General features: G+C 45.3%; 22 protein-coding genes, 1 tRNA gene and 1 pseudogene. 16 read left to right on the forward strand and 8 right to left on the reverse strand.

Going from position 1 to position 18,725, the window contains the following annotated elements; genetic code table 11:
* The first annotated feature begins 35 nt into the window (after positions 1 to 35).
* The 5 genes from LLH06_RS16625 (at position 36) to LLH06_RS16645 (ending at position 2,569) form a co-directional block, all read left to right on the forward strand.
* The gene (locus tag LLH06_RS16625; RefSeq protein WP_228170419.1) at positions 36 to 533 is read left to right on the forward strand and encodes a hypothetical protein; all 498 of its coding nucleotides are present in this window, start codon (positions 36 to 38) and stop codon (positions 531 to 533) included.
* A 301-nt stretch (positions 534 to 834) separates the two neighbouring features.
* Positions 835 to 1,323, forward strand: coding sequence for a hypothetical protein (locus LLH06_RS16630; protein WP_228170420.1), 489 nt, complete (start codon positions 835 to 837; stop codon positions 1,321 to 1,323).
* A gap of 77 nt (positions 1,324 to 1,400) precedes the next feature.
* Positions 1,401 to 1,550, forward strand: coding sequence for a hypothetical protein (locus LLH06_RS16635; protein WP_228170421.1), 150 nt, complete (start codon positions 1,401 to 1,403; stop codon positions 1,548 to 1,550).
* A 46-nt stretch (positions 1,551 to 1,596) separates the two neighbouring features.
* Positions 1,597 to 2,388 (forward strand): hypothetical protein, encoded by a 792-nt coding sequence (locus tag LLH06_RS16640; protein ID WP_228170422.1) that lies wholly within the window; start codon positions 1,597 to 1,599, stop codon positions 2,386 to 2,388.
* Positions 2,372 to 2,569 (forward strand): hypothetical protein, encoded by a 198-nt coding sequence (locus tag LLH06_RS16645; protein ID WP_228170423.1) that lies wholly within the window; start codon positions 2,372 to 2,374, stop codon positions 2,567 to 2,569. The genes LLH06_RS16640 and LLH06_RS16645 overlap by 17 nt, the downstream gene beginning before the upstream one ends.
* A gap of 38 nt (positions 2,570 to 2,607) precedes the next feature.
* Here LLH06_RS16645 and LLH06_RS16650 read toward each other — a convergent pair whose 3' ends face one another.
* Entirely contained in the window at positions 2,608 to 2,862 is a 255-nt protein-coding gene (locus tag LLH06_RS16650; protein ID WP_228170424.1) for a hypothetical protein, read from the reverse strand.
* 641 nt (positions 2,863 to 3,503) lie between these two features.
* Between LLH06_RS16650 and LLH06_RS16655 the strand changes: the two genes are divergently transcribed.
* The 5 genes from LLH06_RS16655 to LLH06_RS16675 all read left to right on the forward strand — a co-directional run bounded on the left by LLH06_RS16655 (position 3,504) and on the right by LLH06_RS16675 (position 7,824).
* Positions 3,504 to 4,097: a DUF4145 domain-containing protein gene (locus LLH06_RS16655; protein ID WP_228170425.1), complete on the forward strand. Its 594-nt coding sequence runs from the start codon at positions 3,504 to 3,506 to the stop codon at positions 4,095 to 4,097.
* 105 nt (positions 4,098 to 4,202) lie between these two features.
* On the forward strand, positions 4,203 to 4,562 hold the full coding sequence (locus tag LLH06_RS16660; protein ID WP_228170426.1) for a hypothetical protein: 360 nt from the start codon (positions 4,203 to 4,205) through the stop codon (positions 4,560 to 4,562).
* A gap of 191 nt (positions 4,563 to 4,753) precedes the next feature.
* Positions 4,754 to 6,064: a hypothetical protein gene (locus tag LLH06_RS16665; protein WP_228170427.1), complete on the forward strand. Its 1,311-nt coding sequence runs from the start codon at positions 4,754 to 4,756 to the stop codon at positions 6,062 to 6,064.
* A 116-nt stretch (positions 6,065 to 6,180) separates the two neighbouring features.
* The gene (locus LLH06_RS16670) at positions 6,181 to 6,837 is read left to right on the forward strand and encodes a hypothetical protein (RefSeq protein WP_228170428.1); all 657 of its coding nucleotides are present in this window, start codon (positions 6,181 to 6,183) and stop codon (positions 6,835 to 6,837) included.
* 3 nt (positions 6,838 to 6,840) lie between these two features.
* Positions 6,841 to 7,824 (forward strand): phage exclusion protein Lit family protein, encoded by a 984-nt coding sequence (locus LLH06_RS16675; protein ID WP_228170429.1) that lies wholly within the window; start codon positions 6,841 to 6,843, stop codon positions 7,822 to 7,824.
* Between the two features lie 202 nt (positions 7,825 to 8,026).
* On the opposite strand, the pseudogene LLH06_RS20810 reads toward LLH06_RS16675, so the two are convergent.
* From LLH06_RS20810 to LLH06_RS20815, 3 genes and pseudogenes are all read right to left on the reverse strand, one after another.
* Positions 8,027 to 8,422: pseudogene (locus LLH06_RS20810) on the reverse strand (toll/interleukin-1 receptor domain-containing protein); the annotation flags it as partial.
* Positions 8,423 to 8,493: 71 nt separating this feature from the next.
* A complete protein-coding gene (locus LLH06_RS16685) occupies positions 8,494 to 8,706 on the reverse strand; it encodes a hypothetical protein (protein WP_228173324.1) in 213 nt (70 codons plus the stop codon).
* Positions 8,707 to 9,248: 542 nt separating this feature from the next.
* A complete protein-coding gene (locus tag LLH06_RS20815; RefSeq protein WP_394800294.1) occupies positions 9,249 to 9,527 on the reverse strand; it encodes a DUF3892 domain-containing protein in 279 nt (92 codons plus the stop codon).
* A 448-nt stretch (positions 9,528 to 9,975) separates the two neighbouring features.
* Here LLH06_RS20815 and LLH06_RS16690 point away from each other — a divergent pair, with 448 nt between their 5' ends.
* Genes LLH06_RS16690 through LLH06_RS16705 form a run of 4 tightly spaced genes read left to right on the forward strand, consistent with a single transcriptional unit; the run spans position 9,976 to position 12,663 of the window.
* The gene (locus LLH06_RS16690; protein ID WP_228170430.1) at positions 9,976 to 10,992 is read left to right on the forward strand and encodes a transposase; all 1,017 of its coding nucleotides are present in this window, start codon (positions 9,976 to 9,978) and stop codon (positions 10,990 to 10,992) included.
* Between the two features lie 24 nt (positions 10,993 to 11,016).
* Positions 11,017 to 11,538, forward strand: a complete 522-nt coding sequence (locus LLH06_RS16695; RefSeq protein ID WP_228173306.1) for an SOS response-associated peptidase — start codon at positions 11,017 to 11,019, stop codon at positions 11,536 to 11,538.
* A gap of 35 nt (positions 11,539 to 11,573) precedes the next feature.
* Entirely contained in the window at positions 11,574 to 12,428 is an 855-nt protein-coding gene (locus tag LLH06_RS16700) for an HD domain-containing protein (RefSeq protein ID WP_228170431.1), read from the forward strand.
* Between the two features lie 13 nt (positions 12,429 to 12,441).
* Complete coding sequence (locus LLH06_RS16705; protein WP_228170432.1) at positions 12,442 to 12,663, forward strand: hypothetical protein; 222 nt, start codon at positions 12,442 to 12,444, stop codon at positions 12,661 to 12,663.
* Between the two features lie 507 nt (positions 12,664 to 13,170).
* Here LLH06_RS16705 and LLH06_RS16710 read toward each other — a convergent pair.
* Positions 13,171 to 13,243, reverse strand: a tRNA-Phe gene (locus tag LLH06_RS16710).
* 225 nt (positions 13,244 to 13,468) lie between these two features.
* On the opposite strand from LLH06_RS16710, the gene LLH06_RS16715 reads away from it, so the two are divergent.
* Positions 13,469 to 16,246, forward strand: coding sequence for a hypothetical protein (locus LLH06_RS16715; RefSeq protein ID WP_228170433.1), 2,778 nt, complete (start codon positions 13,469 to 13,471; stop codon positions 16,244 to 16,246).
* Here the strand turns inward: LLH06_RS16715 and LLH06_RS16720 are convergent, their stop codons facing one another.
* On the reverse strand, positions 16,247 to 16,726 hold the full coding sequence (locus tag LLH06_RS16720) for a hypothetical protein (RefSeq protein ID WP_228170434.1): 480 nt from the start codon (positions 16,724 to 16,726) through the stop codon (positions 16,247 to 16,249).
* Between the two features lie 47 nt (positions 16,727 to 16,773).
* Between LLH06_RS16720 and LLH06_RS16725 the strand changes: the two genes are divergently transcribed.
* A complete protein-coding gene (locus tag LLH06_RS16725; protein WP_228170435.1) occupies positions 16,774 to 17,259 on the forward strand; it encodes an ABC transporter ATPase in 486 nt (161 codons plus the stop codon).
* Between the two features lie 53 nt (positions 17,260 to 17,312).
* Here the strand turns inward: LLH06_RS16725 and LLH06_RS16730 are convergent, their stop codons facing one another.
* Together LLH06_RS16730 and LLH06_RS16735 are read right to left on the reverse strand one after the other, a co-directional pair.
* The gene (locus LLH06_RS16730; protein ID WP_228173307.1) at positions 17,313 to 17,537 is read right to left on the reverse strand and encodes a PH domain-containing protein; all 225 of its coding nucleotides are present in this window, start codon (positions 17,535 to 17,537) and stop codon (positions 17,313 to 17,315) included.
* 201 nt (positions 17,538 to 17,738) lie between these two features.
* Positions 17,739 to 18,719, reverse strand: coding sequence for a type I phosphomannose isomerase catalytic subunit (locus LLH06_RS16735; RefSeq protein ID WP_228170436.1), 981 nt, complete (start codon positions 18,717 to 18,719; stop codon positions 17,739 to 17,741).
* Positions 18,720 to 18,725 lie beyond the last annotated feature (6 nt).

The following is an 18,725-nucleotide window of genomic DNA, read 5'->3' on the forward strand; positions in this document are numbered from 1 at the left end:
TGGCAAAGCATCACGCATGTTACTACACCCACACAATGAAGACCAATAAAACTATTGACCCACAGACCGCAGCCTATAATATAGAGGTGCGTAAGGCTTACTTCAAAATACTAAAGCAGGCCAAAGCATTGATCGCGACCATGGTGCAGCACGAGCTTCGCTGTGCGCTTGTACAGGCCGACCGTTCTAAACCAATCTTTATGAACAAGGTGCATGAGTTCGTATCACCGATCATCTATTTATGCTTGATCTGTCCTGTAGATACCTACTGTATCCATTTCGGCTTTGAGATAGGCGTTAGCAGCGACAGCGATCACACAGAGCTTACTTCGAGGTTCATGCGCATACTTTACAAGTTGACATCTCAAGAGCATACTTCCGTCAACATTGAAGATTGCGTTTCAACTTATAATGTGATAACCGAGTGCACGGAACTATTTGATTATATGGAAGAACGCGGCAAAAGTGCTCATACACTGGAGGTGATACCCTACAAGCAGCCATTGAAAAGAAAGTTGCGTAAAGTGGCTTAACGTATCGTTCTGCTGCTTAACTTTGCTTGAGACCAATACAGGAGGCATATACAGACAGTATCATACTTAAACATATAATAAAGATTTAAAGCGTTTGCTTTGTTCTTGCACCCCGAAATCTGGCGATCTCTTAATGCAACAAGAACAGACAAGTCAAATGCTCATGCGAAAGCGTGGGCTGTGACCGTCTGTTGCATTGGGCTCCGCCAGAGCCTCGGGTGTGTGGACTAAGTTGCAGTTCCACGCTCTTGTTTTATATACCCACCGATGAAGGACTGCTTCGGTACTTCAACCCATCACATTGAAAACTTTTCTTATTTCAGCCTTTGGCACCTTCGCCTTGGCTCTTACAAGTTGTAAAAGCGACAGCAGCGGCCGTTATGTAGTTTACAAGGTCACACAGGATGACCAACATTTCTTTTTCAATAGAACACGTTACGCTGACAATGACACTGCGTTTGAGATACTACAGCGCACAAGCCTGTCAAAGCAGTACAACATCAAGTACCAAAAGGACTTCGCTTCTATCACCGGCACCACAGGGAGCGAGAGCTTGATATTAGCGATGGACCAGACCAAGGATGGTAACGTTTTCTATAAGCAAGAGATCCATCAGGACGAAGTTATATACCGATACATACTTTATCCTACCAAAGACACTTTGATGCTTGCAAAACAAATGCTGGTGCCTTTAAGAATACCTTTTTCCCAACCTGCACAGCTCGGAGGCAGCTTGATCACCAAGTTCAAAGGCAGCCAAGTTATCTGTTATCTAAGCAAAGCCGAGTAATGACTGAGGCATATAACTCACTACCAAAAGGGCCGAAGCGGCTTATTTGGTTTGGCTATATCATTTATCTTCTTTGGATGAATGTCTTTGGTGGCTGGGATGCCATCATTGACCCGTTCTTCACCACCTTATGGGATAACTTCGCCGTTACGCTTATAGTGATGCTCACGCTTTACTGGATCCTGGTCTTTCTCATCCTGTGGGTGATCATTGGCTTTCTTGACTAAACAACTTACCGTTTCAATAACACCTTTAACACAAAAACTTATAAAGATGAACAAACTGACCACCTTGCTGCTAAGTGCAGCTTTATTGGCAACCTCATGCTCAAAAAGCGGGGACTCGAACACGGACAAACCAAGTTCGACGCAACCGACCGTACTCCTCACCAAGATCACCAACGTTACTCCCGGAGTGGATAACGGAAAGGTAATTGCCGAGTTCTTATACAATGGCAAGCAACTTATAAAGGCAAATCTGGACAAGCAAGCCAACGGCACATTTGCCGAGGCTCACACCTTTAATTACAACTCACAAAGCCAACTGACAGGCACTACCATCTCAAGTGGTCAATACGGTTATAGAAAAGCTGATGTAACATACAATGGTAGCAACATTGCCACTGTAGCATTTACACGTTATGATAACACCGTTAGAGGCAACACGCTAACCTATCAAAATGGCAGACTTGCTACATGGCGCATGGATACAGGTTTCAGTCCGCAGATCGGAATTGAGTACACATATGACGCTAACGGGCACAATAGTAAGAGGGTGGAAACGGAGTACTATACAACGCCCAGAACATATGCTTTCAATTACAATTCCTTTGACAATAAAAGCAATCTAGCCAGCTCATTGCCGTACTGGATCTATTTTAGAACATATCAGGTTAGTGGTATCGGTGATGTACTTGGCACGAACAACCCATTGACAGGTAATGAAGATGGCTTCACTGCTAACTTCATCTACACATATAACAGCGACGGATACCCATCTAAAGTGACCTCAATCGTTGGCACAAGAGAACATTCTTACACTTACGAGTATGCTACCGCAAACTAAGGAGAATCCTGAAGGCAACCAGTGGTATTTCCTGCTGATGATACTGTTTGCCGTATTGGTGGTGATCATCAAGTCGCCATACTTAATAGTAAAAGGTATCTATCACTATATCAAACAACTTATAGCTGACCAACATCCGAACTTGCTGCACAAGCCTGATCACAAACAGTACTATATCTAACGCCAAAGCCTACCTTGAATGAGGTAGGCTTTTATATCTTATATATCAGATTCGGCAGTTATAAGCCATCCTTCACGAGCGGCTAGTGATATTAATTCTTGCATGTCAGCAAAACTTGGAATCCTTGCCTGCCCCCTTGCAGCTTGTAGCGAGCCGTCTGGACGTCGCCAAATAAATCTATACCCATGATCTGTGTCGCCTTCACTGTAGACATACTCACACCATTGAAAACAAAGTTTCCAGGCACCTTCTGTGCCATTCGACACTTCTTTAATTATAGTAACATTAGCCATGATCTGTAATATTGTTTAAGTGTTAGCAAGATAGATAATTTACAGCTCCAACCATAGCATCATTTCGGCTAACGAACAGATCCTATGCGGTAACGGTCAGAACCATAGTATGCCTTAGCTCGAAGAGGGTGTTTACGCGAGAAAGGCATTCCCTGGATCTTTAGGGTTGTTCCTCCTGGCTATCGCAGGAAGATAGGTATTCTTCACTCTTAAGCTCCACACCAATAGCGCCAAGCTGCATTACGTTCGGTAAGTGCGATGCACACACCTCACTTCATCAGCCATACGGCTGGCTCGTCACAATTGCTGCAGGTCGCAAGCGAGTTCATCATGTTCGCTGCCTCTTAACTTATAAACATTAAGCTACGCTGCATTCTTTATAAGCTAACACGCTCACCTTGCTTGGCTCACCTGCTGTTCGCTCGGGCGGCACGCTGTCACAGCTTTTGATTGGCCTTATACGCGCCAACCTTCGCTTCAAAAGCAGCGCCAGTGTTTGTAAGCATTTCTAAGCAGCCGCCTAGCGGCTCCCTCTGCTTAGACCCGAGCTCAATTCGCAGGACGGTTCGCAAACAAGTTCTATGCTGTCTATACAGTTGTAATGCATATTGTAGTTACTATTGTATACTTATATTTGAGTTATGAAAAATATATCTATCTACTGTCCGTTTTGCCACCGGCATACCGCTGTAAGTCCTGCACCAACACGTTACACGGGAAAATACGGTATTGTAGAAGAAACACCAGCTATGTGGCTCGGTGATGGTGAGTGGTGGATAGGATTATGTAACTACTGTCAAAAGCCTATGTTAGTTCATGCCGATGGTGACACAATATACCCGACACCAATGCCAACACCTACAGATTTACGAATACCTGAAGGTATAAGATTAGATTTAGAGGAAGCAAAGCGGTGTTTTAGTGTCAGTGCTTTCAGAGGGTGCGCTGTTTTAGCTAGGAGGGCTATACAGTCTACATGTATCGACAAAGGCACCGCTCAACGGGACCTAGTTAAACAAATAGATGATTTACAAATAAGGGGAATCATAACGAACGACTTGAAGGAGTGGGCTCACGTAATTAGATGGATTGGCAATGACGCGGCGCACCCTAACAAAGACGTGGTTAGTGAGGAAGACGCTGGTGACATACTCGAACTTTGCGATCAGTTTCTTAATACAATTTACGTAGCACCGGCAATTGCTAAAGAAAGGCGTGAAATTAGAGGCAAGTAGGTGCTGCATCCTACATCACCTTTAGACAAATTGCAGTACACCGCCTTGACAGCAAATTGGCTTTGATCGTTGAAAAGCGATATCTTGCAATCTTATGTTATAACGATGGTAGAAACTACAACCTTAAATTTATCAAACGCTTGTGTGGAAGCGCTTCAAACCGACAACCACGACAGGTTAGACCTCTTGGACGAGGAACTAAAGAACCATCAAGGCGTTGTTCGATTACTATCTGCCTATCATGATGGTGCACATACTTGGTATGAATATCAGTCCTCTGACGTTGACACAGACGGCAACGGTTCTTTCGAGGTGAACTATACCGTGGAAAGATATAGTGGTTGTAAGGACGTAAACTTAGATGAAGAACACCATATGGTCATTTCCATTTCCGTCAATCTAGTTACAGCCGAAGCGACAATTACCAGTGAAGAGAAAAGACAACCCGAGCCGGATGCCTATTGAAGCACAAACGCCATAATGAACCGCCAAAAACTCGCCACTGGCTGATTTGCTCCATACATTCACGGTTATATACTGCGATTGACTGTATATTAGCTTATGTATAAAGCCAAGCTTGTAGCTTGGCTTTTGCATTTAAGTTCGCGCTCATCCAGCCTCCTAATTCGTATATTAGGCAGACTTAAAACCTTAACATGAATAAAGAGATTGAAGACCTATGCGAAGTTTTGGAAGAACTCGCTGAAGCTATTGTAGCTGGATGGGCCAGTGATACGGACTTGATAGACAACTGGGCCTTCACCGTACCACTGAACAAAAATGAATTGAGCGAGGGACCTTTAATTATAGCAAATAGGCTGAAAGAGGCGGAAATTCGAGAGCTCAGTCCTGAAATGAAGGATACGGTGGTCAACCTAGCCGCGAATGTCAAAAAACTTATAGGCAACACGGTGCCACATTTCTATAATGGTAACGGACATATGGCTGTATCTACATTCTTTAATACAATGTACTTTGCTGAACTCGTCTTGCAGCCACTAACAAGCTGGCAGGTGTTGGCTGACACCAAGGCAATGCCGAACCGCCTTGCCAACCGCCTTAAAGGTTTACAAGCTGGCATTGAGGAAATTGTTCCTGACAAAGCCAAACTTGAAGGCCAAATTAAGGTAATCCAAGATGCATATGCAGCAGCGGAATCACTTCCTACAGACCTTCAGTCATTAAGATCTGCCCGTAATACTATTGATCAACTAAGCACACAGTCTTCTGAATTTAAAGTTAAGGCTGAGCTAAGTGCCAAGGCGGCTTTGACCGACGCGGACCATATTAAAGTAAAGAAAGAGGAAGCGGACAAGCTAGTTGAACAGTGTGAGATTGCTTATCGCATCACTACAAGTAAAGGACTAGCCGGAGCCTTTAATCAGAGAAGCAAAGCCTTAAATTGGTCAATCTACGGTTGGGTGTTGGGTTTAATAATAGCCTTAAGTGGAAGTATTTGGTTAGGATCAAGTAGGTACGCAGTGCTTGTTGCGAAGTTGGATTCTGTCAACCCTTCGTGGGGCGTTATAAGCATACACCTTGTTTTATCTGCACTAGCTTTAGCAGCTCCAGTGTGGTTTGCATGGTTAGCTACTAGGCAAATTAGTCAACGTTTCAAACTTGCAGAAGACTATGCTTACAAAGCTTCTATAGCAAAGGCTTACGAAGGTTATAGACGAGAAGCAGCTAATATCGATGAACAATTTGTAGCACGACTATTTTCATCTACCTTGACTAGACTTGAGGAGGCACCTTTAAGGCTCGTAGGGGAAGAGGAACATAGCAGTCCAATACAAGAATTGCTGGCATCCAAAGGTTTTCAGAAAGCGTTGGAGACTGTACCAGAACTTAGAGATTCATTTACAAAGCTTTTCAATGATACTGTCGGCTCGTTAGCTTCTAACATAAAAGAAGTTATCCCATCTAAGGTCATCAAGCCTGATAAGATAGAAAAAGAAGAAGCTTGAGCAGCGCTAGTGTTTATAAGCATTTCTAAGCAGGCGCCTAACGGCTCCCTTTGCTTAGACCCTCGCTCAATTCGAGGGACGGTTCGCAATATCTAAACAAGCAACTATATTGAAGGATGAAATCAGATGAACTCATAAGACAGTTAGATTACTTAATCAGTTTGGCGGCGAACGCTAAACTAGAGGCAGATGGTTCTTTGAAGGTTGTTGATTATGCGGATAGAATTGGTTTCTCGTCCGCTGGTCTTTCATTCATTGGTAAGCTGTATGGTGAGCAACATAGTTACTATACCACTTTTACCCGAACAATGCGAAGTGAGTACGAATCCGGCATTAGGGCGGCAACTAACATTCTACAGCAAATAAAGGTTGAGGTTGAACAAGGATGGCTATATACGATTAGGCAGTTGGTGACGGCCGATATTTTCTCAGATTTCTTGGAAATGAGTGAACATCTTCTGGAGGAAGGCTACAAAGACGCAGCGGCAGTCATGATTGGTTCAACACTTGAAGAACATCTCAGAGAGCTTTGCGACACCTACAAGATACAAACTAAAATGCTCAAGGGTAGTGATGAAGTACCAAAAAAAGCTGATACCTTAAACTCTGACTTAAAAAAAGCCGAAGCATACAATGCATTGGATCAAAAGCAAGTTACAGCTTGGTTGGGTATTAGAAACAGTGCCGCGCATGGAAAGTACGATGAGTATACAAAGGAGCAGGTACAGACAATGTATATTGGAGTTCTTAACTTTATTTCTAGAGTTAAATAGCAAATGGAAGAACAACTAAGACCTATTCATTATCTTGATCACAATGTTAAGGAAGCATTTGAACACTTTGCTAGTCAACTAAGCCAAGTACGGAGGGCAGGAATCTCTAAAGCTACGATAGGTATTGAATTAACGGAAGATGAAGAACCCGCGCGTACACCTGTTGCCGACCTCAACAGTAATCTCATTAAGTTAAACGTAAACCACCTTTCATACGTGTGGACATGCTGCTATTTTTTTACAGGAATGCAAGACTTATACTACAAAGCAGCAATGCAAGATAAGCCTGTAGTTATATTAGAGCAGACACCTGTTGTAAACAAAATGAACCATACGTTTTATTGGGGACGTTCGTTAAACTCTTTTCACAGTGAATGGCCTTCTAACACGGTGTATCCAAGTTCTAACGAACCATACGTCGAAGGCGCTAACACAATTTTTTTATATGCTGTTTGCTATTTGATGTTCCATGAGTTGGGTCATTTAGTCCTGCATCGCGATCTAACACAGTTCATCCAAAGAGTCAAGGGAAGGTATTACGAGAAGACGATTGACGATGTGAGGCGTATACGTAACATGGAACGGCAAGCTGATTCTTATGCACTTGATTGCATGCTGTCAACTGCAAGTGATGATAGGCAAAGGTATATGATAGCAATAGGTGCAATCGTTGGCATTTTTACGATGTTCTACTCTCTACAAAACACTGATATACGTGGAGGCACTCATCCCGACTTAGATGATAGATTGAAATTGGTAATGAAGTCTATTAAGCTTACTGAAGAATATCACAGCATCCATATGCAAGCAACGTCTAGCATAGGCCTGCAAACCTTTCTTAAACTTACAGAAACCGAGTTTCGCCCTGAAGGCAAGAATTTAAGCTATGCTGACTTTAAAGAACTGGAAAAAGACATCTTTGATTTGCTTAGTGATACTAAGGCAAAGTATAATCAGCGCTGGCCATTTAATTTTAAACCTGAATGAATAGCAGCAACAGTAGATCTATAGGAAGTTAATGCTTAATTAAGGAACGCCATTCTCTACTCAGAGTTAGCTGAGCCACCCGGCACACAGGTTGAGCTAGCTTCAAGCTAGTATCTCGTAATTGGGTTTCCCTACCGGGGGCCTCCGCAATTACTCAATCTCCACCTTGCCTTATTATTGCCGTTCAGCAAATAAGCTTGGGCTATACGCATTCTGGAGATACTAGCTCACCCAACTTTGCCGCAATGTCTGACATTGTGTTCTCAAATGTGCTAAGGCCACTTCGTGAACCCAATAAAGGACTTACTTCTCTTAACGCTTCATAGGTCGTATTATGAACAATCGGAACAAGTAGATCTCTTGCTAATAGTGCCGAGAGCTCTTTGTCAGCAATCCCCTCTCCTCGTATTCGGCTTAGGAAATTTGGTGTTACCAAGACTATCCCGACTCGTGACTTTGCTAATCCCTTGTCAATCTCCCGAAGTAAAGGGGAACCTAGTGCTACATCCTTTTCACTAAACCACACCGAGACCCCTTTTGACTCGAGTAGGTCATGTAGCTCTTTAGCAGCTCCTTGTCGGTCATCCCACGCATGGCAGAGAAAGACATCCCGTAAATCAGGTAATGATACTCGCTTCTCTACATTATTACGTACAGGTGTAAGCGTAACTACTTCAGCAGGGGTATAGTAGACAGGAGAACTGGAACGGGACCAACGCGGCTTGCTACTTCTTCCTGAAGTGCCGCCACTACTTCTTCCCGAATAATTTGTCGATGAAGAATAAGACGATGAGTATGAATCGTAAGAACGATAGCTGCCATAGCGACTGCTACCACCACATGCAGGACATGCATCTCTTCCACTTGCAGTGCGGTGGCCATATCTTGGTGCTGTACATCTTGCCATTTGATTTGAATTTCAATTTATTATTAAGGGTTACATCTGCTGCATGCAGTGTAGCCACTTGACTGAGCATCGCTCTTCTTCATAGGTATTGAACTATATCTGAGATAGCTACAATACTCTTCATGATACTTACTGCCAGTTCGAGTTACATATACTGTTGCTTCTTTTCTTACTGCCTTCTTGACGTGCTTAGCATGTTTCTTTTGAGCTATCGAAGGCTGATTGAATCCAATACTTAATGTAGCTAAGAGTAGAAGGTAAAGAAATCTTTTTGTCATGATAGGGTTTACTAAAGGTAGCCGAAGGTACCTTCATTTAGTACTTATGTCTACCGTAGTGATTGCTGGTTCTAGCATTACGATAATGTCCTCCCTTGTGAGAGCTTCCTGAGCCTCCATTATAATGACCACCGTGGCTTGAAGAGTGCGTTCGACCGGAATAACGAACTCGTTGAGCAAATGAAAAGTTAGCTGCTAGCATGGTTACGACTAGCATGATCGTAAGTTTGAATCTCATATTAGCATTGGGGTAAGTTTAGTAAGTTGTCCTTCTCTGTATGGTCTGGTACCGTGCGAATGTATGGTCTTCGTCCTTCTGGTCTCTCTACTTTGACATAAGCCGACCCTGCCGGAGTTTCTACATAGAACTCCCGACTATTGGCTTCGATACGTTTGATGGCTTCCTCTACAGTTATAATTCCTCGCTTGAACAAAGTGTCATAACCGATATGAGTAATGTGCTCATGGGAGCTTTGTGCGTTAGGTTTAGTGATGCATACAACTTGATAGCTTGCCATATTTCAATAAGGTTTAGATTTGGTTAACGGGATGCAATATAACCTTCCTTAAGAGCTACGCAGCAGGTGATTACACCCTATCTACAAAAAGGGAGAAATACTTACTTTCTTTACTTGAAGTAGCATCATAGCACCATATAGCACATAGTCTCAAGGCATCTTGTTTTGAACAGCAAGCTAACTTACATTTGTTATACTCTTTTGATTGCCAACTAGTAAGCAGTGATGAGAGTGCAGGGTAAAGGAGTTGTAATGTCGGACTAACTTCAAATAAGCTTAATAGGCGACCAAGGTTTCAAGGCCTAAGAATTGAAGAAAGCTCTTGTTGTTTAGCGTGGCCGTACAGCTTTAGGGTTGAGCGCATTAGCAAAAGTCGTAGGATTCAAAGCCTGTACTTTGATTTAATCTCAATCCGCCCTGCTAATTCATCTTCAATTCATCAGAAAAAATGGTATCAAGGTCTAGAAACTATACGCACTACATTGGAGTTGATGTATCTCGGAATAAGCTTGATTTTGCAGTAATGCATGGCAGGAAGCTACTCTTCTGTAGAGAAGTACAAAACGAAACACTTGCAATACTTTCATTTATCAAAGACTTGAAGGACATAGATGGGATAACTTTCAGTAAGGTTATCTTTGGAATGGAGCAAACTGGAATTTATACCAATCACTTGTTAAATACTTTAAAGAAGGTTAAGGCTCATGTTGTATTGGAAGACTCCGTTCACATCAGAAACTCACTTGGGAAGATGCGGGGAAAGTATGATAAACTTGACGCTATAAGAATTGCGACCTACTTGTTCAGATCAAGGGATGATTTAAAGCTGTGGCAGCAACGGAGGTCTATCATAGTTCAATTATCCCACTTATCAACCTTACGTTTCCGATTACTCACGCTACAGAACTCATTGAAGGTGCCTTTAAAGGAACAGAATGAATTTCTAACCCCTCAAATCGTCAAACTTCACAGTGTACTATGTAATGACAGCTTGATCGCGCTAAAGAATGATGTTGCTAAGGTGGATAAAGCTATATTAGAACTAATAGCTTCTGATGAACGTTTAAAACGATTGTTCGAGATTATCACGTCTGTGCCTTATGTAGGGCCTGTTACAGCTACACAGATCATCGTCACAACCAATGAATATTTAAACATAACAGATCCTAAAAAATATGCATCCTATGCCGGTGTAGCTCCTTTCCGCAAAGAGTCTGGCACGGCTATTACAAGCGCAAGAGTCTCTCCAATAGCCAATAAAAAGGTAAAAGCACTGCTTCACATCTGTGCAATGGCATCAGTTTCAAGAGACTCAGACTTGAAGACTTATTACCTAAGGAAGACACAGGAAGAGGGAAAACCAAAGATGGCAATGTTGAATGCTATCAGGTACAAGATAATTTTAAGGGTCTTTGCTTGTTTAAAACAGGATAGGCTGTATCAAAAGGATTATGTAAGGGGCTAAGATTTACTCTTAAAGTTGAGACACTTGCACTGGCCGCTGATACCGTCATGGTGTACGAGCTTTCCTGAGTATCAAACATCGAACGCCCGAAGTGAGGACATGCACGATAAAGCATCATTCAAGCACTTATTAGGTCAGCGTCATTGTGTGATCGCGGTCGATGGCTTCTATGAATGGAAAGGCAAAGGGAAGGATAAAGTGCCGTACCACTTTAGCATGGCCGATGGTAGCATGATGATGTATGCGGGTTTGTGGGACTATAATACCAAACTGGAAGCACCTGTGTTAAGCTGTACCATCATTACACGGGAACCTAACCAGATCATTGGAGAGATACATGACCGTATGCCGGTGATCTTGACGCCTGGACAGGTAAAGATATGGCTTGACAGAGAGTTACCGTACAGCGAACGGGCTAAGGTGCTACAGCCGATCGAGAACAGCGCCCTCATTAGGCGTGTGGTCGGTAAGAGCGTCAATGGTGCCGGTAACAAGTCAGGCGACTGGTTCGATGCCAAGGATGAGGACGGTACCTGTTTATTTTAACGTAGAACGGCCGTCAAGGTCATAAGGAGAAAGCTATGCTGATCTTAGAAGATATTTTATACGGAAGGTTCGTTGTAGAAGGCGTACTGGAAGAGCTGATCTTATCAGCACCTATGCAACGCTTGAAAGGTGTGCATCAAGGCGGTGCTATATTTTTGGTCGACCCGGCCCAACAACATACGCGCTTTGAGCACTCGTTAGGTGTGTTCTGGTTACTTCGCAACTTTGGCGGTAGTGTCGATGAACAGATCGCAGCCTTGCTGCATGATGTGTCACACACGGCGTTCTCTCATGTTGGCGATCAGGTATTCGATCACCCAGGCGAGGATTACCACGAGCAGATCTTTGAGGAGGTGATCGCAAGGTCGGAGATACCTATGATATTAGAGAAGTACGGCTATGATCAGGCGTTGAAGCACTTTGAGGACCACAGCCTTTTAGAACGACCATTACCCGAGTTATGTGCAGATCGTATCGATTATACGTTACGGGATCTGTATCATGCCGGTATGGTCGATCTTGGTGATGTGAGGCATTTTCTCACAAGCCTCACTGTTGAGGGTAGGCAATTTACATTATCAACTGACATAGCTGCACGCTGGATAACCACAAAGTTCAAGAAGCTGAATGAGCAGTACTTTAAAAAACCGCAATACCTATTCGCTAATCAGCGAATGGCCGAACTGTTGAAGGCAGCCTTGCTTAAAGGCTTGATCACAGCTGCTGATCTGCAATTGGATGATGAAGCAGTACTTACTAAACTTCGTTCAGTAGGTTACGAAAATCAGGTTGCATCGATAAGCAATCTGGAGGGCTTTGAAGGTTTCGCCGTCACAGGTGCCGCAGAACGGGTAAAACGTAGGGAGCTATGGCCTGCCGTGTCTATTTAAAAGTTATATTGCCATGATGATCACCCATTATGATTTCATACGAATGAGCGAGGCCGAACAGTATGACGCTGTTTGGGCAGGTACGTTCTTAGGTGATCGCAAAGAGGGTGACTTATGGGTACAACTATATAACGTGAGCAGCTTTTACGTTGAGGTCTACTATGATAGCGGTTTCAACAAGATACAGCGTATTAGGTCATTCACTAAGGTTGCGCAATTGGATCTGTATCTGTAGCTGTCCCTTAATGACTTTAGAGGTTGGTAGGATGTTATAATAACTTAGTTGGAAAGACTGGTTTGTTGTTTTGATACTCAAGCAAAGTTAGGCGACGGGAGCAACACGTTTCAAGGAACTACGGCATAAACACATGCTTAAGCTCAGTTCATCATTTATTCCGTTCCTCCTTGACTTAATTGCTCCCTAGCCTGAGTGTTCGCACGTAAACTAACAACAAAACAAATGGAAATACATTATCAATCATCAAGAATGCTAGGGACGCTCGGTGTATGTACAGTTTAAATATACGACCCGAGTAAGGCAAGTGGGACACAAAACGTCGCCAAATCGTCGCCAAAAACAGCATAGAAAGGAGGAAACCAGTACAAGAAGAGACAAAGTAATGATTGCAACTACAAAGTAATTAAGACAACCAACAGATTAGAAAACCGCGCGGAAAGTGCACAGAGGCTTCTTAAATACAAGAAAGCCCCTTAGCGTTAACTAAGAGGCTTCTGACGTTTGTGGTACCAACTGGGATCGAACCAGTGACACAAGGATTTTCAGTCCTTTGCTCTACCATCTGAGCTATGGTACCGCCGTTTTGGGACTGCAAATGTAGCTTCTTTTTTTATTTATTGAAATTTATTTTGAAAAAAGTTGACCTGTTTTGAACCATAAAGCGCCGATATCAGGATAAGTGATTGAGCGCAAGACAAATAAATATCGAAAAAAATTCACTTACTGGCCACACTTCATACCCATACTGCATAACTGTAATTATATTTACGCTGACCAACTGACCGACCTGATCCATTGCCTTATGAAGAACCTTTTCCTATGCCTGTTAACCTTACTGCTGTTCACGGTTCATGCGTCAATGGCGCAGGGCCCTGCTTTGCCCTCAGGTATCAAGCAACTGGTGCGACAGGTGAACGATCAGGCCACTAATGCGGCGGCAGAGCAGATCTACATTCATACCGACAGGCCAGCATACAATGCGGGCGATACCTTGTGGTTCAAAGCCTACGTGTTCGATCGGGCGTTATGGCAGTCATCGGTCAAGAGCGGGGTGCTGTATTTTGAGTTGGCCAATGATAGCGACCGTGTGGTGAAACGCGCGATGCTACCCATCTATTGGGGTCTGGGGCTTGGCAATGTGCCCCTCGACTCTGAAACTTTTGCACAGGGTGGCTACACCCTTCGGGCGTACACCAACTGGATGCGCAATTTTCCCGAGCAGGTGGTATTCAAACAACGTTTCTACATCTCCAACGCCAAAGGCAATGACCGCATATTTGACCAACGCGCAACCATTGCGCAAGTGGGCAATAAACAGAACGTGAAGCTGAGCCTGCATGTAGGCCAAATGGACCGGTCGGCCGTGATGCTGCGCGATATGCAGCTACGGGTGACAGATGGACGGCGCACCGTTGTCAAAAGCAAGGTAACTACCGACCTGAGCGGCATAATCGACGTGAACTTTGACGTACCCGAAAAAGTGAACCTCAAGGCACTGTCCCTGACCCTACAGGACATTGACAAGACCGGCGAGGCGCCCCGCATCGTGATGCCTATCTTGTTCGACCGTGCCGAGAACATGGACATACAATTTATGCCCGAAGGTGGTAAGCTGGTGGCCGGCCTCCCGGCGGTGGTAGGTTTCAAGGCCATCAATGAGTATGGAGCGGGTGTCGATGTTAGTGGCGAGATACGGGATAGCAAGGCTCAAGTGGTCACCACGTTCCGCAGCAACTACAAGGGCATTGGCGCGCTGTCGTTCATGCCGCAGGCAGGAGAAATCTATACGGCAAGGGTGAAGTTACCCAATGGTTCGTTCAAAACCTATCCGCTCCCTGCCGTGGCGGCATCAGGACTTTCCTTGATGGTACGCAACTCTTATGGTTCGGATACCTGCTCGATAGCGCTGTCGGCCACACCCGACGTGGTAAGTTCGGGCAAGGTGTTCTATCTCATGGGCCTTTCGCGCGGGTTGGTGTGCTATGGCGCGGCTATACAAGCCAACAAATTACCGATGAACATCCACATCTCCAACAAGCTATTTCCCAGCGGTGTGGCGCGTTTTATTGTGACGGACGCCAATTACCAACCCACTAACGAACGCTTGGCCTACATGGACCATGCCGATGATCTGCAGATCAGGGTGAGTACGCATAAGTCCTCCTACCTGCAGCGGGACAGTGTATCTATGGAGCTGGCCGTGACCGATAAGGACGGCGCACCGGTACAAGGCAGCTTTTCACTGGCCGTGACCGACGACACGCAGGTAGATACTGACAGTCTGAAATATAATAGCATGGCGATGGCCCTGCGCTACACCGGCGTACTAAAGGGCGATGTGGAAACACCCGGCTATTACGCCCACGCATCGTCGTCGCCGGTAAAATGGCAGCAGTTAGACCAGTTGTTGCTCACCCAAGGGTGGGTAGGCTACGAATGGGCCGATGCGTTAAAGGCTCCGGCCACGCCGCAGTACCAGGCCGAGAAAGAACCGCTGATCACCGGCAAGGTCACTAACATCTTCAACAAACCAGTGGCAGGTTCGGGCGTCACCTTGTTCTCCAAAAAGCCCACCATGTTCACCGATACCGTGACCGACCAGCGGGGCGTATTCACCTTTCAGCACATCCCGGTGTCTGACACGGCCATATACTTCATTCAGGCCAAAAATAAGCGCGGCAAGAGCTTCAATGTGGGCATTGATATGGAAGACCGTAAACCACCTGTATTCGCGTCGAACACCACACGTACCATCCCGTGGTTCATGAATATCGACAGTACGGCATTCGTATCTAAAAAGAAACAAATGACCTTAAAGGCCGAGCAGCAACGGATCAGCCGGGGAACTTTGCTCAAAGCGGTAGAGGTGAAGGCCAAAAAGGTGGTGAGAGGTAGCAAGAACATCAACGGCCCCGGCGAGGCCGACATCATTATTGATCAGGAGACCATGGAACGGTCAGGGCGGATGAGCCTGCGTGAACTGCTGGAAAGGAACGTGAAAGGCTTTGCATTGATCTACAAAAAAGGATACCCATTTTGGGTGGTGAGTATGACACCGCTTAAACTCATAATCGATGGGATAGACGTGGACTCTACTAAACCTGAGACCATCTCCAGGTATGAATACCTGAAAGAGTACCTGGATTACTACGACGCCGAAGAGATCAAGGGTATCGAATTGATGACCTCACCCGGGAACCAGTCCAAATATGACTCGGCTTTCCTACCGCCGCTGGCACAGCCCTGGCAAACCGTATATATTGAGATCACTACCCGCAGCGGTTCCGGGCCTTTCCTGAAAAAAGCGGTAGGCACTTATGTATATCGTCCGCTGCCCTTCATGCTGCCTAAGCAATTTTACGCGCCCAAATACCGCCGCGACCCAAAACCCGACATGACCGACATCAGGGCCACTGTGCACTGGGAGCCCAACATCATCACCAATAAAGATGGCAAGGCCACGGTAAGCTTTTACACGGCCGATGATATCGGCACTTACACCATACGCATAGAGGGGGCTGACATGGCCGGCAGCGTAGGCTCCTATACAGGCAAGATCAAAGTAAAACGCGGCTCGTGATCAGCGGGCGTTTTTAAGATAAAGCAGTGTATTGAAGAGGCTATCCACCCGCTCGGCGCTCATATCGCGCAGCGGGATCCTCATGGTGGTCGACATCGAATCGACGTTGCCTTTAGGGTCGTTGAAGGTTTGCACGATCACATCGTCGGCCTTGGTGCGGATGCGGAGCATTCCCCTGCTCACATTGCCCAGGTAATCCATATCCTTAAAGCTGCGCAGGTTGAACGAGTAGTATTCCTGCTTGCCGGTAGCATACGTTTTACGGAAGCGTAAAAAGGAGTCATCAGTGAGCTTAAAGTCCCAGCCTTTAAGCTTAGCCTCGGCTAAGTGATCAAAGTTCTGGTAAAAGCACCGGCTCCCCCACTCAATGGCGCTCATCTTATCCAAATGGTAACTACCATAGGTAAAACCGCTGGCCACGCTCAGCACCGCGCCACCCAAAAGCAAACTTTTAAGCCTGGCAAAACCTGATGTGATCATGACAACAGACCCTTCCTATTCAATTTACAAATTTGGTACATTTGCGTATGCGATTTTCTGAGAACTCAAGAGTTTGGATATACCAGTCGAACAAAGCGTTAAACGATCAGCAGGCTGAAGAGTTACAGCAAAAGCTGAACGATTTTACACAAAGCTGGACCGCCCATGACCACCAGTTGCTGGCCGGTGCGCAGGTCAAGTACAACCGCTTCATCATCCTGGTGGTAGATGAAAGCCAGGCCGGTGCCAGCGGCTGCTCGATAGACAAGTCGGTGCGTTTCCTGAAAGACATCGAGACCGAGTTCGGTATCGACCTTTTCGACCGCTTCAACCTTGCCTACCGCGACGGTGAACAAATACTATCGGCACCCCGCGCCCAGTTTGAGGAACTGATCAGTAACGGCAAGATCACCGCCGATACCATCGTATTCAACAACCTGGTGAAAGACCTTAACGAACTGCAGACCAAATGGGAAGTACCACTCAAGAACAGCTGGCATCAGCAAATGTTCGGCAAACTATTAGCTATATAAAATGAGTGCTTAGCTTCATCAGCTAAGCACTCTTTGTTTTTAGAATTGATGCTTTACTTGGTCAATTCGACCGCGATGGAAGGATGATCATTCAACAGTTGGGCAATGAAGCCTGTTCTGTCTTTGGGTGACACCATGATGGTGTCATATTTCCCGTAAGCAATCTCCAGCCTGTCCAAAGAGATCGCCGGAGCACTTAACGGGTTCCGCGTCGCCTTGACGCTTTTGATCGTATTCGCATCGATATTTAAATTCACAAAGAACCCGCTCTTGACCACCAACTCATCTTAATTTAAAAGGTAAAAGGTCGTTTTGAACGTATAAGCGATAAGCGCTCCTATTATGCTCACGATCATAACTCCCACCCATGCCTCTTTGACCACCATTAACACGTCCGTACCGATCAGGATCAGCGCTACGGGAAGCGCTATCTCCAGCCCGATCTAGGAGTTATACCTGGTGAACATCAGGTCGGCTAATTAAGCGATGTAGCTTTCCAGTATCTTGAAGCCACCTTCGGTGGTCAGTTCCACCTTATCTACGGTGTTAGGCAGCAGGATGCTGTCACCCATCTTCACCTCGTAGCTTTCGCCATTGTAATTGATGGTGTAGGCACCTTGCAAACACACGTGGATCACGAATGAATCAAACGCAGAGTAGTCCTTGCTCACGTTCTCGGTGTAGTCCAATACGTTGGTGGTAAAGTACTCGCAGCTTACCAGTGGCACATCCTCGTTCTTTTTAGGGGTGTACTCGGTGCGGTAGTTCGGGTATTTTTTGTAGTCGATAGCGGCCAAGGCCTCTTCAGTATGCAATTCGCGTTTGTTGCCGTGATCATCAACACGGTCAAAATCGTAAATGCGGTAGGTGATGTCTGATGTTTGCTGTATCTCAGCGATAAGTAAACCTTTGCCTATGGTGTGCACACGGCCAGCAGGTAAAAAGAAAACATCACCGGCCTTTACCTCTTCGCGGTTCAGTATATCGGTCAGGTGGCCGCTGTTCAGTTTCTCTACATACTCGTCCTGATCCACATCTTTGTTAAAGCCTGAGATCAGGCTCGAGCCCGGGTCAGCTTCGATCACATACCACATTTCGGTCTTGCCAAATGAGTTATGGCGTTTTTTGGCCAGCTCGTCGTTCGGATGTACCTGTATAGAAAGATCATCATTGGCATCGATGAATTTTACGAGCAGCGGGAACTCATCACCAAAACGCTCATACACTTTCTTACCTACTAATTCGTCCTTGTACTGTACCAGCAGATCAGCCAATGACTCGCCACTTAAAGCGCCGCCATCAACTACCGACACGTCAGACTTAACGCCCGATATCTCCCAGGTCTCGCCGCAATTTGGCAGATCACCAAAGTCTTTATGTAAATAGGTCTTGATCTTTTGGCCGCCCCAGATCTTGTCTTTGTAAATGGTCTTAAATTTTAGTGGATAGAGTGTTGACATGTTCGT

The sequence above is a fragment of the Mucilaginibacter daejeonensis genome (assembly GCF_020783335.1).
In the GTDB taxonomy this organism is placed as follows: domain Bacteria; phylum Bacteroidota; class Bacteroidia; order Sphingobacteriales; family Sphingobacteriaceae; genus Mucilaginibacter; species Mucilaginibacter daejeonensis.

Bases quoted from the DNA above. Each gene is read 5' to 3' on its own strand.
- LLH06_RS16625 (WP_228170419.1), top strand. From the start codon at position 36: ATGAAGACCAATAAAACTATTGACCCACAGACCGCAGCCTATAATATA.
- LLH06_RS16635 (WP_228170421.1), top strand. From the start codon at position 1,401: ATGAATGTCTTTGGTGGCTGGGATGCCATCATTGACCCGTTCTTCACC.
- LLH06_RS16640 (WP_228170422.1), top strand. From the start codon at position 1,597: ATGAACAAACTGACCACCTTGCTGCTAAGTGCAGCTTTATTGGCAACC.
- LLH06_RS16645 (WP_228170423.1), top strand. From the start codon at position 2,372: ATGCTACCGCAAACTAAGGAGAATCCTGAAGGCAACCAGTGGTATTTC.
- LLH06_RS16650 (WP_228170424.1), bottom strand. From the start codon at position 2,862: ATGGCTAATGTTACTATAATTAAAGAAGTGTCGAATGGCACAGAAGGT.
- LLH06_RS16655 (WP_228170425.1), top strand. From the start codon at position 3,504: ATGAAAAATATATCTATCTACTGTCCGTTTTGCCACCGGCATACCGCT.
- LLH06_RS16660 (WP_228170426.1), top strand. From the start codon at position 4,203: ATGGTAGAAACTACAACCTTAAATTTATCAAACGCTTGTGTGGAAGCG.
- LLH06_RS16665 (WP_228170427.1), top strand. From the start codon at position 4,754: ATGAATAAAGAGATTGAAGACCTATGCGAAGTTTTGGAAGAACTCGCT.
- LLH06_RS16670 (WP_228170428.1), top strand. From the start codon at position 6,181: ATGAAATCAGATGAACTCATAAGACAGTTAGATTACTTAATCAGTTTG.
- LLH06_RS16675 (WP_228170429.1), top strand. From the start codon at position 6,841: ATGGAAGAACAACTAAGACCTATTCATTATCTTGATCACAATGTTAAG.
- LLH06_RS16685 (WP_228173324.1), bottom strand. From the start codon at position 8,706: ATGGCCACCGCACTGCAAGTGGAAGAGATGCATGTCCTGCATGTGGTG.
- LLH06_RS20815 (WP_394800294.1), bottom strand. From the start codon at position 9,527: ATGGCAAGCTATCAAGTTGTATGCATCACTAAACCTAACGCACAAAGC.
- LLH06_RS16690 (WP_228170430.1), top strand. From the start codon at position 9,976: ATGGTATCAAGGTCTAGAAACTATACGCACTACATTGGAGTTGATGTA.
- LLH06_RS16700 (WP_228170431.1), top strand. From the start codon at position 11,574: ATGCTGATCTTAGAAGATATTTTATACGGAAGGTTCGTTGTAGAAGGC.
- LLH06_RS16705 (WP_228170432.1), top strand. From the start codon at position 12,442: ATGATGATCACCCATTATGATTTCATACGAATGAGCGAGGCCGAACAG.
- LLH06_RS16715 (WP_228170433.1), top strand. From the start codon at position 13,469: ATGAAGAACCTTTTCCTATGCCTGTTAACCTTACTGCTGTTCACGGTT.
- LLH06_RS16720 (WP_228170434.1), bottom strand. From the start codon at position 16,726: ATGATCACATCAGGTTTTGCCAGGCTTAAAAGTTTGCTTTTGGGTGGC.
- LLH06_RS16725 (WP_228170435.1), top strand. From the start codon at position 16,774: ATGCGATTTTCTGAGAACTCAAGAGTTTGGATATACCAGTCGAACAAA.
- LLH06_RS16735 (WP_228170436.1), bottom strand. From the start codon at position 18,719: ATGTCAACACTCTATCCACTAAAATTTAAGACCATTTACAAAGACAAG.